Below are 12014 nucleotides of genomic sequence, written 5' to 3' on the forward strand. Positions count from 1 at the left end.
TCAGGGAAGGCGGTTCGCCTTCTGCAGGGCCTGCTTGGTCTGGTCGTCGCTCAGCCCTTGCAGGAAGTCGTCCATGTCGGGGTCGATGAGACCGGCACGGCGGGCGACGATGTACCAGGCGCCGGCGAGCACGAGGTCCGGGTCGGTGCCGATGCCTTGCATATAGAGTTTCGCCAGGCGGTTCTGGGCGGCGACATTGCCGCCCTCGGCAGCCTGCTTCGTCCAGCCGAAAGCCGATTTCAGGTCACGGGCGCCCCCGCGACCCTCGATCATCCAGGCGGCGAGATCGATCTGCGCGGTGTCATAGTTCTGCCGTGCGGCCTGCGCCAGGAAGCGCCTTGCCTGCGCATCGTCGCGCGGCTTGCCGCCAACGCCGTTGGCGTAGATCTGGGACATGGCGTACTGCGCGTCGGGGAGGCCGGTCGCGGCGGCGCGCTCATAATAGGAGACCGCTTTGGTCAGGCCGGCGTCGCCGGGATCCTGCTGGACCAGCATCTGCGCGAAATTGAACTGCGCCAGCTGGTTGCCGGCTTCGGCCGCGGCCTGCATCAGGGCATAGGCCTCTTTCGTGTCCTTCTTGACGTAACGGCCGTCGAGCAGCATCAGCGCGTACTGGAACTGTGATTCCGGCACGCCCTGTTCGGCGGCGGCGGCGTACCATTTGGCCGCCTCCGCTGTGTTGAGCGGCACGCCCAGCCCGCGCGACAGGATCTCGGCCACCAATGTCTGCGCCGCCGGGTCGCCATTTTTCGCGCGGACCAGCGCAAGGTTGTAGGCCGTCTTGTAGAGCCCGCGCTGGAAGGCGCCGTAGGCCGCGTCCGCCGGCTTGGCCCCGAAGCGGTCGGGATTGATGCTGTCGGCCGAGGGCAGCGGCGCCGGCTCCGCCGTTGTGGCGGGTTGCGGCAGCTGATTTTCGATCGGCTTGTCGGTGTGCACGCCGGTTTCGGGCTTGGGCAGCGGCAAGGGAATCGTTTCGGCGGCGGCGGCCTGGATCATGACCACTGCAAGCAAGGCCTGAAGGGGAAGCCTCACCGGAGCCACATCAGTCCTCGAAGCGCGGCGCGGTTTCGTCGAGCAGCGCATTGGCCAGGCTTATTGCCGCTTGCGGATCGACGCCATCGGCGAACACCGCGCTCGACAGCGCGACGAATTCGGCACCGGTGGCGGCCACTTCCTCGACGGAAGCCAGATCGGATCCGGCCATGACGATGCAGGGGATCTGGATCATTTGCGCCCACCACTCGCCCAGCGAGAGATTGCGCGGATGCGGCTCCGGCTTGTTGTCGTAGCCGAAGCGGCCGAAGAAGATGTAATCCGGCCTGACCTCACCGAGTTCGAGTGCGTCGTCCCGCTTCTTGGCGCCGCCGGCGCCGACCATCATCTTCGCCTGGAAATGTTCGATCGTTTCGGCGAGTTCGGCCTTGGACGTCTCGACATGGATGCCGTCGGCCTGGACACGGCCCGCGATGCGGGTGTCGCCGGCGATGATCACGGCCACGCCCGCGGCCTGGGCCGTCGGCACGATCTGCTCGGCAAAAGCCTGGAAGGAGGCCTCGTCCATGCCGTTCTCGGGCAGGATCAGCGAGGCGACGTCGCCGCCGTCGAATGCGGCGGCGATGCGGGCGGCCGGCACGCCGGGCGGCGCGATCAGCACGATGCGGCAACGATTTGGGGGTGTGGCGTCGTTCATGGTTCTTCGATCCCGGGTTTCGCCTATGCCGGGCGAAGATGGTTGGATTGCGGCATAGAGCAAACTGCCCGCTTTGAACAGGCGGGCAGCCGGGATGGCGATTTTTGCCGGCGGGGAGCCAGCTGGCGGACCCTACTCGATCGGCTGGGGGCTCGTGACGCGCGGTTTCGGCTTCCACAAAGACCAGCCGAGATTCATGCCGGCCGCGGCGATCAGGATGGCGGCGGCACCGACGACCTGGCTCGGATGCAGCCGATGGCCGAAGGCGACGACGTCGACCAGGATGGCGACGACCGGATAGATGAAGGACAGCGAGCCCTGCAGATGCGTCGGCAGCTTCTGGATGGCGCCGTACATCAATATGTACATCAGGCCGGTGTGGACGATGCCCAGCGTCGCCAGCATGGCCCAGCTCCACGGGTCGGTGGGAGGATGCGAAAGATTGGCGAAGGGGGCCAGCATGACGACGCCGACGCAGACCTGGATCAGCGCGATCAGATGCGGCGGCGTGCCCTTGAGCTTCTTGGTGACGATGGCCGCGACGGCCCAGAAGAAGGCCGCGGCCAGTGCCATCAGGATGCCAGCAAAATAGTTGGTGCCGACATCGCCGGCGTCAGGGGCGGCTTCGACGATCAGCACCATGCCGACGAAGGCTATTGTCAGCCAGGTCAGCTTGGTCAGCGTCAGCCGTTCGGCGAAGAAGAGCGCGCCGAAGCCGACCAGCATGAAGGGCTGGGTGTTGTAGACGGCGGTGGCGATCGAGATCGAGGCGCGCGAGAAGGCGCTGAACAGAAGCAGCCAGTTGACGACGATGGCCGCGCCGCCAAGCGCGGCCAGGCCGATGATGCGCAGGGGCGGCCTGTCGCGCAGCAAGCCGAGCGAAGTGCAGATGACAAGCAGTGTCGCCGCGCCGAACGCGCAGCGCCAGAACACCACGTCCATGATCGGCTGGCCGGACATGATGACGAACCATCCGATCGTGCCCAGGATCGCCATTGCGGCCGACATTTCGACCGTGCCGCGTACCATATCGTTCATGATAGACCTCTGAGCCCGTTGAGGCGTCATAATCTCATGCGAGGTGCCAGCTTTCCATCTTGGAGAAAAGGCCGTATTCGGAGATGGCCTAATTATATTAGGCTTCTGGTGCGAATCTGTGAGAAATCTGAAATGCTTGACGATCTCGACCGAAACCTCCTCGAAATCCTGGTGCGCGATGCACGGACCTCGCTGAAGGAACTGGCTGCCCAGGTCGGGCTGTCGTCGCCGAGCGTTTCGGAGCGGCTACGGCGGCTCGAGGAGCGCGGCGTCATCCGGGCGTTCACCGTCGAGATCGATCCTCTGGCGCTCGGCTATACGCTGCAGGCGATCGTGCGCATCAAGCCTTTGCCGGGCAAGCTGCACATCGTCCAGAAACTGATCGAGGAGATCGCCGAGTTTGGCGAATGCGACAAGGTGACGGGTGACGACTGTTTCGTCGCCCGTCTGTTCGTGCGCTCCATCAGCGAGCTCGACGGCATTCTCGACCGCATTGCCGACAAGGCCGAGACAAGCACCGCCATTGTCAAGGCGCAGCCGATCCGGCGGCGGCCGCCACCGCTCGGGGCGCCATCGGTTTCATCGTCTTGACTCCGCAAGGCCGGGGTGGAAATGCGCGGCTTGTCCACCAAATGTCGGTCTCCGGCCAGATGATTGGCTGAGAGACGAGGAAGAAAACATGGCGCAAAATATCTACGACCAGCCGGAGTTCTTCGCGGGCTACAGCCAGCTTGGCCGGTCGATCGAAGGCCTGGACGGTGCCGCCGAATGGCCGGCGCTGCGCTCGATGCTCCCTCAAGTCGGCGGGCTGCGGATCGTCGACCTCGGCTGCGGTTTCGGCTGGTTCTGCCGCTGGGCGCTTGAGCACGGAGCGAGCAACGTCCTTGGGCTGGACCTGTCGGAGAAGATGCTGGCCCAAGCAAGAGCCGCGGGCCCGGACGCCGGCATCACCTATGAGCGGGCCGACCTCGACCATCTCAGCCTGCCGCCAGGCGGATTCGATCTCGCCTACAGCTCGCTTGCCCTGCACTATGTGGAGGATGTCGCGCGCCTGTTCAGGACGGTGCACCAGGCCTTGTCGCCCGGCGGGCATTTCGTCTTCTCCACCGAACATCCGATCTACATGGCCCCTACCAAGCCTGGCTGGGTGGTCGATGCCGAGGGCCGCAGGACATGGCCTGTCGATCGCTATCTGGTGGAAGGTCCGCGCAAGACAGACTGGCTGGCCAAGGGCGTGGTGAAACACCACCGCACCATCGGCACGACGCTCAACGCGCTGATCAAGTCCGGCTTCACGATCGGGCATGTCGAGGAATTCCGTCCCACGGATGCGCAGGTCGCGGCCAGGCCCGAACTGGCCGAAGAACTCGAGCGACCGATGTTCCTGCTCGTCTCGGCGCGTCGATAGGATAGTCGAAGGGACAAGGGCGTCATCGGCCAGACGCGCCATGCCTGGATTTGCTGTCGCTCCGCTGAAGATTCTGGGCTATTCAGGCGGCGACGCACTTTCCCTCCAGACCAGTCCCTCCCATGTCAGGCCTGCTTCTCGATCCGTGGTTCTATGCGGCCGCCGTTCCGGCGGTCATTCTGGTCGGCCTGTCCAAGGGCGGCTTCGGCGGCGCTGTCGGTTTCGTCGGCGTGCCGCTGATGGCGCTGACCATTCCGCCGGAGCAGGCTGCCGCCATCCTGCTCCCGATCCTGTGCCTGATGGACATTGTCTCAGTGTGGACATGGTGGGGCGTCTACGACCGCAAGATGCTGGTCGATATGATGCCGGGCGCCGTCATCGGCATCGGGCTCGGCTGGCTGACGGCCGCGCTCGTCACCGAGGAGGCGGTGCGGCTCATCGTCGGCGCCGTCGCCATCATCTTCGTGCTGCGCTGGCTTTACCTGCAGTTCCGCCACGGCTCCGACCATGCCGCCGAACCCAACCGCGTGGCCGCCGCGATCTGGGGCACGGTCGCCGGTTTCACCAGCTTCGTCGCCCATGTCGGTGGCCCGCCTTTCCAGGTCTATGCGCTGCCGATCCGCCTCGACCCGAAGGTGCTGTCGGGCACGGCCGCGATCTTCTTTGCCGCGACCAATGCGTTGAAGCTCATCCCCTACTTCGCGCTCGGCCAGTTCGACACCGCCAATCTGACGGCATCCGCCGTGCTGATGCCCCTGGCGCCGCTGTCGACCATCGCCGGCGCCTGGCTGGTGCGGCGCATGCGGCCGGAGATATTCTATCCCTTCACCTACGCGACCGTGGCCGTCGTGGCGGTCAAGCTGCTGTGGGACGGCCTCGCAGGCCTGATGTAGCAGGCGAGGCGGCCGCTCTCACCGTCAAGGGGTCAGGCGGCGCTGGGCACGAGGCGACGGTTGCCGCCAAGGGCCAGCATGGCGCCGACTGCCATGACAAGCGCCATGCCGGCGAGGATGCCGATGTCATGCGTGGTCGGCTTGAGCACCATGTCGGCGACGATCACCAGCATCACCGCATAGTCAAATCGCGCCGCGCTCATCATGCGCTGGCCGATGGCAAGCACGGCCGGCGTGACGCCGTCCCTGGCGATCATCGCGCCCATGCGCTCGCCGGTCGGCTTGAAGATGAACATGCCGATCGAGAAGGTCGTGGCGTAGCCGACCAGGCCGATGATGACCCACAGGTCGGAAAAGCCGACCCAGAAGCCGCACATGATGACGCCGAAGATCAGGGTGAGCATCGACATCGGCGCGAAGAAACACCCGCCCAACCGCCCGCTGGCACGCATCGCCTGAAGCTTGTCCTCGACATGACCGGCGCGCTCGGCAAGCACGCCGAGCAGGAACAGCACGAAGCCGCCTCCGACCCACAAGATGGCCGAGACGATGTGGAGAAATTTGACGATCGAATACCAGTCCATCGGTTGCTCCTGGGGTATTTCTGGTGGTTTTCGCGGCGGAGCGGATATCCGCCAGCCGTCAGAGGAGCGGGCGTTTAGCGTGGCGCCTGTTTCGGAACGATGTCGCGAAGAGACAGCTTTTGTTTCGGCGGTTTTCGGCCGGCACCGGTTCTCGACATAGGCCGATGCGCGGCTTCATTTTCTGCTATCGTGGGAAGTGCGGGAAGGGGCGGCGCGACATCGTCCAGAAACATTGCCGATGCTAGTGCGCCGAGCCGGAAGCCCGGTGGCGACGGAAATCGCCTGACGATCAACCCATTCCCGAAAACGGGAAAAGGCATTTCGAGGGGACAAGCATGCAAGGGGTAGCACGGAATTTCTTCACGCTGGCCATCATCTATTCGTTGTGCGGGATGGCGCTCGGCATTCACATGGCCATCAGCGAAGACCACGGCCAGATGCCGACCCACGCCCATACGATGGTGGCCGGCTGGCTGATGTCGGCGGTCTTCGCCTTCTTCTATCATCTGTTTCCGGCTGTCGCGCAAAAGACGATCGCCGTCGTTCACTTCTGGCTGACGGCAATCAGCGGGATCGGGCTCTTGATCGGCCTCTACATCCTGCTTGCCGGCAATCCGGCGATCGAGCCGCTTCTGGGGATCGCTTCGATCGGCTTCTATGCAGGCATGCTCCTGTTTGCCTTCATCTCCTTGCCGGTGGTCTGGAAGAAGGCCTGAGCAGAGCCGGATGCGGACTTCCGGCCTGTGCTGTTACGGCACAGGAACCGGGTGTTCGATCAAAAAACTTAGGGGCCGTTAAAGGTTCATTAAGCTTTACAGGCGTTTACTATGCGTATCCAGTGATCTGGATTCTTACCGAGTGGTTGGAGCCACTTTGTTTGACGCCTCCCTGTTAAACTCCTGAGAGCCGCCTTATCCGCGGCTCTTTTTTTGTCCGCATTCCGCCGATACCCCGCGCGGCGGATGGCTGTTAACCTTCTGTTAAACATGTGCTTGCCTTCACCCCCGGCGAAGCGCATTTTCAAGCTTCAGTTATATAGGGTGCCGGGTGTATCGGCAGTGAACCGAATCGGCCGGTCGCAAGTGCAGGGGCGTATCAATGAACGAGCCTTCGAAGGGCAGCGCGAAAACCGTGAAGCTGGCGGAACGCCGGGTTTTTTCGCACTCCTTCAAACCGCTTTACCAGGAAGGCATGGGACTGGTCGAACAGGCGGCGGAATATCTCGATGGGAAGGGCCGCGCCGAGGCCAAGAAACTGTCGCGGCTGGCGGCCACGCTCTACGCGGCCGAATCGATGCGGCTGACCACCAGGCTGATGCAGGTCGCCTCCTGGTTGCTTTTGCAGCGCGCGGCGAATTCGGGTGAAATGACCCGGGACCAGGTCGCGTCGGAAAAGTCCAAGGTCCGCCTCGATACCGCTTCCGCGCATGACGAAGCCGCCGGCTGGGCCGAACTGCCCGAGGATTTCCTCGACCTCGTCAGCCGCTCGCTTCGCCTGCAGGCACTGGTGCGCCGCATGGATGACGAAATCTACGGCGACGGCGCCGTGGTCGACATGCAGCCGTTGAGCCGCCGGCCCAATCCGGTTTCGGATCAGATCAGCCTGCTCAATACGGCGTTCGCCCGCAACTAGGCGACTTCGGAAATTTTCCGGCTCGACAGGCCGCTGTTTCCGGTTTGTTCACATTTCGCTGGCATCGCTGTCCGCCCAGGGGGTAAAGTCACCGGATGGGGGACGCGATTCGCATCATTGGCATCGATCCGGGGCTCAGGCGCACCGGCTGGGGCATCGTCGAGAGCCTCGGCAATTCGTTGCGCTTCGTTGCCTCGGGCACCGTGCGCTCCGAGGACAAGGCGGCGCTGGCGACGCGGCTTTGCCAATTGCATGACGGGCTCGCCGAAGTCCTGCATGCGGCCATGCCGCATGAGGCGGCCGTCGAACAGACCTTCGTCAACAAGGATGCCGTGGCGACGCTGAAGCTTGGCCAGGCACGCGGCATCGCCATGCTGGTGCCGGCGCGGGCCGGCCTCGTCGTCGCCGAATACGCGCCCAATGCGGTCAAGAAGGCCGTGATCGGCGTCGGCCATGGCGACAAGAAGCAGATCCACATGATGGTGAAGGTGCTGCTGCCGAAGGCGACCTTCGATACAGAACATGCCGCCGACGCGCTGGCCATCGCGATCTGCCACGCGCATCACCGGCAGAGCGCCGCCTATCGGATGGCGCTTGCGTCATGAGAGGCTGCTGGAAATGATCGGCAAGCTCAAGGGCACGCTGGATGAGATCGACGAGGATCATTGCCTCGTCGATGTGCACGGCGTCGGGTACGTCGCCTATTGTTCGGCGCGCACGCTGGCCGCCCTGCCTTCGCCCGGCGAGGCGGTGGTGCTGTTCATCGAGACCTATGTGCGCGAGGACATGATCCGGCTTTACGGCTTCCAGTCGGCGCTCGAGCGCGAATGGTTCCGGCTGTTGATGAGCAATGTGCAAGGCGTCGGTGCCAAGGTGGCGCTGGCCATCCTGTCGACATTGGCGCCGGCCGACCTCGCCAATGCGATCGCGCTGCGCGACATCGCCATGGTTTCGCGCGCCCCAGGCGTCGGCAAGAAGGTGGCCGAGCGCATCGTCACCGAGTTGAAGAACAAGGCGCCGGCCTATGCGGGTTCGGCCTCCGGGACCATCGGCCTGAAGCAGGAGCTCGGCGAAGGCGTGGCAGCCGCGCCGATCACCGACGCGGTCTCGGCACTGGTCAATCTCGGCTATTCGCGCGACACCGCGGCCAATGCGGTTGCCGCGGCGTTGAAGACGGCGGGCGAGGACGCGGATGCCTCGAAGCTGATCCGCTTCGGGCTGAAGGAATTGGCGCGGTGAGGGCTCGCTTGCCCGGTCCTCTGCCTTATGCGAGGAAGGCAGCATGAGCCTGTCGCCCCGTCTCATTGCTCCGGAAAAACGCGGCGAGGATGCCGACCAGACCTTGCGGCCGCAAACGCTTGCCGACTTTGTCGGCCAGGCGGCGGTGCGGGCCAATCTCAAAGTCTTCATCGAGGCCGCCAAGGGCCGCAACGAGGCGCTTGACCACGTGCTGTTCGTCGGGCCGCCGGGGCTGGGCAAGACGACGCTGGCACAGATCATGGCGCGCGAACTCGGCGTCAATTTCCGCTCGACCTCCGGCCCGGTCATCGCCAAGGCCGGCGATCTTGCCGCGCTGCTTACCAATCTCGAGGAAGGCGACGTGCTGTTCATCGACGAGATCCACCGGCTGAACCCGGCGGTGGAGGAAATCCTCTATCCGGCGATGGAGGATTTCCAGCTCGACCTGATCATCGGCGAGGGCCCGGCGGCGCGTTCGGTCAAGATCGACCTTGCCCGTTTCACCTTGGTCGCCGCCACCACGCGGCTTGGCCTGCTCACCAATCCTCTGCGCGACCGGTTCGGCATTCCGGTGCGGCTCAATTTCTACACGGTCGAGGAGCTGGAGCAGATCGTGCGGCGCGGCGCGCGCATCCTGCAGATGCCGCTCGGTGACGATGGCGCGCTGGAGATCGCGCGGCGCGCGCGCGGCACGCCGCGTATCGCCGGACGGCTGTTGCGCCGCGTGCGCGATTTCGCCTCGGTCGCCGGCGACGGTCATGTCGACCGCCTGATCGCCGACGAGGCGCTGACACGGCTGGAGGTCGACGCGCTCGGGCTCGACGCGCTCGACCGCCGCTACCTCTCCATGATCGCCCGCAATTTCGGCGGTGGACCGGTCGGCATCGAGACGATCGCGGCCGGCCTGTCGGAGCCGCGCGACGCCATCGAGGACATCATCGAGCCCTACCTGATCCAGCAGGGCTTCATCCAGCGCACGCCGCGCGGCCGCATGCTGACGGCCAATGCATGGCGCCATCTCGGTCTCGATGCGCCGAAGGACCTGGCGCAGCAGCAGATCAACCTGTTCCAGGAAGAGTAGGTACGCAGGCGCTGGTTCCCGGACCAGTGATCAAGCATGCGTGAATGCGCAAAATCTGCTCGCCTTTGCCGATTTGCCGGCGCAATCGTGGATTTTATCGGCACTGTCTCGCGGCATGCCGCCGCGATCCATGTGCCGGAGCCACTGAATGATAAGCAGACGCGGGTTCCTGCGCTTCATCGGCGGGTCTTTCCTGACGGCTGTCGCGCTTGGCGCCTACGCGGCCGGCATCGAGCCGATGCTGCTGGCGCACGTGAAGCGCTACGCGCTGACGCCGCCGCACTGGCCTGATGGCCTGAAGCTGCGGGTCGTGGCATTTGCCGACATCCATGCCTGCCGGCCCTGGATGACGCAGGAACGAATTGCCTCGCTCGTTGACGATGCGAACGCGTTGCAGCCCGACCTGATCGTGCTGCTTGGCGACTATATTGCGGGCATGTCGCTGGTGACGGGGCCGGTTACGCCGTCGCAATGGGCGTCCGCGCTGTCGGGCCTCAAGGCGCCGCTCGGCGTGCTGTCGATCCTTGGCAATCACGATTGGTGGAGCGATGGCTTCGCGCAGCGCGCCGGAGCCGGGCCGATCATAGCACGCAAGGCCTTGGAGAAAGTCGGCATCCCGGTGCTGGAGAACGATGTCGTGCGCCTGGAGAAGGATGGTCATGGCGTCTGGATCGCCGGTCTGGCCGACCAGCTGGCGTTGTTGCCGGCCAGGAGGGGCGACCCGTGCAAGGGGCTCGACGATCTCGACGGCACGCTGGCCAAGGTCGGTGACAGCGCGCCGATCATCCTGCTCGCCCATGAGCCTGATATTTTTCCGACCGTGCCATGGCGCGTTTCGCTGACCCTGTCGGGCCATACCCATGGCGGGCAGGTGCGGCTGTTCGGCTATTCGCCCGTCGTGCCGTCGCGTTTCGGCAATCGCTACGCCTATGGTCATGTCGTCGAGAACGACCGCAATCTGATCGTCTCGGGTGGGCTCGGCTTCAGCATCCTGCCGGTGCGTTTCGGCATGAGGCCGGAAATCCTGCAGATCGACCTTGGTTGATTGAATACAGCTCTTTGTTTCCTGTAGCTGCTCTAGTGAAGTGACCGGATCACGTCGATCACGTCCGGCTCGGCCTTGTCGCCGTTGAAGGCGTCGACGATGCCGAAGGCGCCGCCATAGCTCCACACCGACCATGAGAAACCATGCGCCTCGGCGCGTGCGATCATATCCTTGACATAGGCGGCGCGGTATTCGGCCGGCATCACATAGGCATTGCCATATTCCTGGCGGATCATGCCGAACTCGCCCAGGGTGATGTTTTCCGGCTTGATGCCGTTGGCCTTGGCCCACGCCTCGACCTTGTTGAATGGCGCGTCCATCAGGCCAAGCAGCTTGGCGGGACTGTCCATGCTCGCGACCTGCTCGTCGAGATAGGCAAGCAGGCCGCTCCGCCGCGTCCACGGCGCCTCGGCCTTGATGCGGGCGCGGATCGTGTCCAGCGTCACGTCGAGCCGCGCCTTGGGCACCGACGTCAGCGGATAGGGCAGGCCGGTCACATAGGGGATGAAGTCGCCGGCCCAGGTCGCGCCCTGATGGGTGAGCAGGAATGGATCATAGGAATGGAAGGTCCAGATGACGTTGTCGTCAGGGATCGCCTTGGGATCGATCTTCTCCAGCGACGAGGCGGCGGAATAGCAGGCGCCGGTCAGCACCAGGGTCAGCTTCGTCGCCGACGATCGCGCCGCGGCGAACAATTTCCGTTGGCGGTCCGGCCAGAGGCTGGTGCCCGCGCTGTCACAGTCGACGATCGGTTCGTTCATCAGCTCGAAGGCAACCTTTTCAGGGTCCTCCCCGGCCAGGGTGCGTGCCATCGTGCGTATCGTGTCGACGTAGCTGTCGAAAGTCCGCGGATCGTCCATCACCTGCGCCATGCCGATCTTGCGGCTGCCGCCGGCCGGGATCAGGTGCATGTCGACGATCACCTTGAGGCCGGCGCGGTTGATCATGCGCACCGAGTCCAGCACGCTGGCGTAGAGGTCGTCGCGCAGCGCCGTTGTCTGGTCGGACAGGAAAGGCGAGGGGTCGACCGGCATGCGCAGGAAATCGAAGCCCGCTTCCTTCAGCGCCTTGAGGTCATCCTCCTGAAGGAATTTGCGCCATTCCGGATAAGGCAGTATGGCCTTGGCATCTCTCCACCGGTCCTCGCCGGGCCAGGTGACCCATTGGTCGAGGTTGAGGCCGCGCTTCATCGAGAAGGTCGCGGCCTGGCCGGGCACCGCCAAGGCCGACAGCATCAGCAGCACCGCCATCAAACTCTTGATCATCGCCGTCAACAGTGCCATCCGATGTCAGATCAGGATGACGTTTGGTTGAAACCGTCTTCCTGATCTATTTCTTTCTGGAGCATGGTCTCTGGACAAACAGAAAACCGTTTGCCCGAGGTCACGCGCGGAACTGGTGCCT

General features: G+C 64.3%; 14 protein-coding genes. 9 read left to right on the forward strand and 5 right to left on the reverse strand.

Annotated features, from left to right (window positions below; translation table 11 throughout):
* From AC07SZ_RS18485 to AC07SZ_RS18495, 3 genes are all read right to left on the reverse strand, one after another.
* Positions 1–1041, reverse strand: coding sequence for a tetratricopeptide repeat protein (locus AC07SZ_RS18485; RefSeq protein ID WP_172371923.1), 1041 nt, complete (start codon positions 1039–1041; stop codon positions 1–3).
* 1 nt (position 1042) lies between these two features.
* A complete protein-coding gene (locus tag AC07SZ_RS18490) occupies positions 1043–1690 on the reverse strand; it encodes a thiamine phosphate synthase (protein WP_494915353.1) in 648 nt (215 codons plus the stop codon).
* 132 nt (positions 1691–1822) lie between these two features.
* The gene (locus AC07SZ_RS18495) at positions 1823–2728 is read right to left on the reverse strand and encodes a DMT family transporter (RefSeq protein ID WP_494915355.1); all 906 of its coding nucleotides are present in this window, start codon (positions 2726–2728) and stop codon (positions 1823–1825) included.
* A 132-nt stretch (positions 2729–2860) separates the two neighbouring features.
* On the opposite strand from AC07SZ_RS18495, the gene AC07SZ_RS18500 reads away from it, so the two are divergent.
* The 3 genes from AC07SZ_RS18500 to AC07SZ_RS18510 all read left to right on the forward strand — a co-directional run bounded on the left by AC07SZ_RS18500 (position 2861) and on the right by AC07SZ_RS18510 (position 5029).
* Positions 2861–3319, forward strand: a complete 459-nt coding sequence (locus tag AC07SZ_RS18500; RefSeq protein ID WP_172371930.1) for an Lrp/AsnC family transcriptional regulator — start codon at positions 2861–2863, stop codon at positions 3317–3319.
* Positions 3320–3407: 88 nt separating this feature from the next.
* Positions 3408–4136, forward strand: coding sequence for a class I SAM-dependent methyltransferase (locus AC07SZ_RS18505; protein WP_172371932.1), 729 nt, complete (start codon positions 3408–3410; stop codon positions 4134–4136).
* A 122-nt stretch (positions 4137–4258) separates the two neighbouring features.
* Positions 4259–5029 carry a sulfite exporter TauE/SafE family protein gene (locus AC07SZ_RS18510; RefSeq protein ID WP_494915356.1) on the forward strand — a complete coding sequence of 257 codons (771 nt, stop codon included), beginning with the start codon at positions 4259–4261 and terminating at the stop codon, positions 5027–5029.
* A 32-nt stretch (positions 5030–5061) separates the two neighbouring features.
* Here AC07SZ_RS18510 and AC07SZ_RS18515 read toward each other — a convergent pair whose 3' ends face one another.
* Entirely contained in the window at positions 5062–5613 is a 552-nt protein-coding gene (locus AC07SZ_RS18515; protein ID WP_056575412.1) for a DUF2269 family protein, read from the reverse strand.
* Positions 5614–5948: 335 nt separating this feature from the next.
* Here AC07SZ_RS18515 and AC07SZ_RS18520 point away from each other — a divergent pair, with 335 nt between their 5' ends.
* From AC07SZ_RS18520 to AC07SZ_RS18545, 6 genes are all read left to right on the forward strand, one after another.
* A complete protein-coding gene (locus AC07SZ_RS18520; RefSeq protein ID WP_494915358.1) occupies positions 5949–6329 on the forward strand; it encodes a hypothetical protein in 381 nt (126 codons plus the stop codon).
* A gap of 382 nt (positions 6330–6711) precedes the next feature.
* On the forward strand, positions 6712–7245 hold the full coding sequence (gene rcdA / locus AC07SZ_RS18525; RefSeq protein WP_056575417.1) for a protease adaptor protein RcdA: 534 nt from the start codon (positions 6712–6714) through the stop codon (positions 7243–7245).
* A gap of 95 nt (positions 7246–7340) precedes the next feature.
* Positions 7341–7850 (forward strand): crossover junction endodeoxyribonuclease RuvC, encoded by a 510-nt coding sequence (gene ruvC, locus AC07SZ_RS18530; protein WP_056575418.1) that lies wholly within the window; start codon positions 7341–7343, stop codon positions 7848–7850.
* 13 nt (positions 7851–7863) lie between these two features.
* Positions 7864–8484, forward strand: a complete 621-nt coding sequence (gene ruvA, locus AC07SZ_RS18535; protein ID WP_056575421.1) for a Holliday junction branch migration protein RuvA — start codon at positions 7864–7866, stop codon at positions 8482–8484.
* Positions 8485–8527: 43 nt separating this feature from the next.
* Positions 8528–9565, forward strand: a complete 1038-nt coding sequence (gene ruvB, locus AC07SZ_RS18540; protein ID WP_010912034.1) for a Holliday junction branch migration DNA helicase RuvB — start codon at positions 8528–8530, stop codon at positions 9563–9565.
* Between the two features lie 148 nt (positions 9566–9713).
* Positions 9714–10610 (forward strand): metallophosphoesterase, encoded by an 897-nt coding sequence (locus tag AC07SZ_RS18545; protein ID WP_494915360.1) that lies wholly within the window; start codon positions 9714–9716, stop codon positions 10608–10610.
* A gap of 32 nt (positions 10611–10642) precedes the next feature.
* On the opposite strand, the gene AC07SZ_RS18550 is transcribed toward AC07SZ_RS18545, so the two are convergent.
* Positions 10643–11893 carry a glycoside hydrolase family 5 protein gene (locus AC07SZ_RS18550; protein WP_494915362.1) on the reverse strand — a complete coding sequence of 417 codons (1251 nt, stop codon included), beginning with the start codon at positions 11891–11893 and terminating at the stop codon, positions 10643–10645.
* Positions 11894–12014: the final 121 nt, after the last annotated feature.

The organism is Mesorhizobium sp. GW821-FHT07A06 (assembly GCF_059419085.1).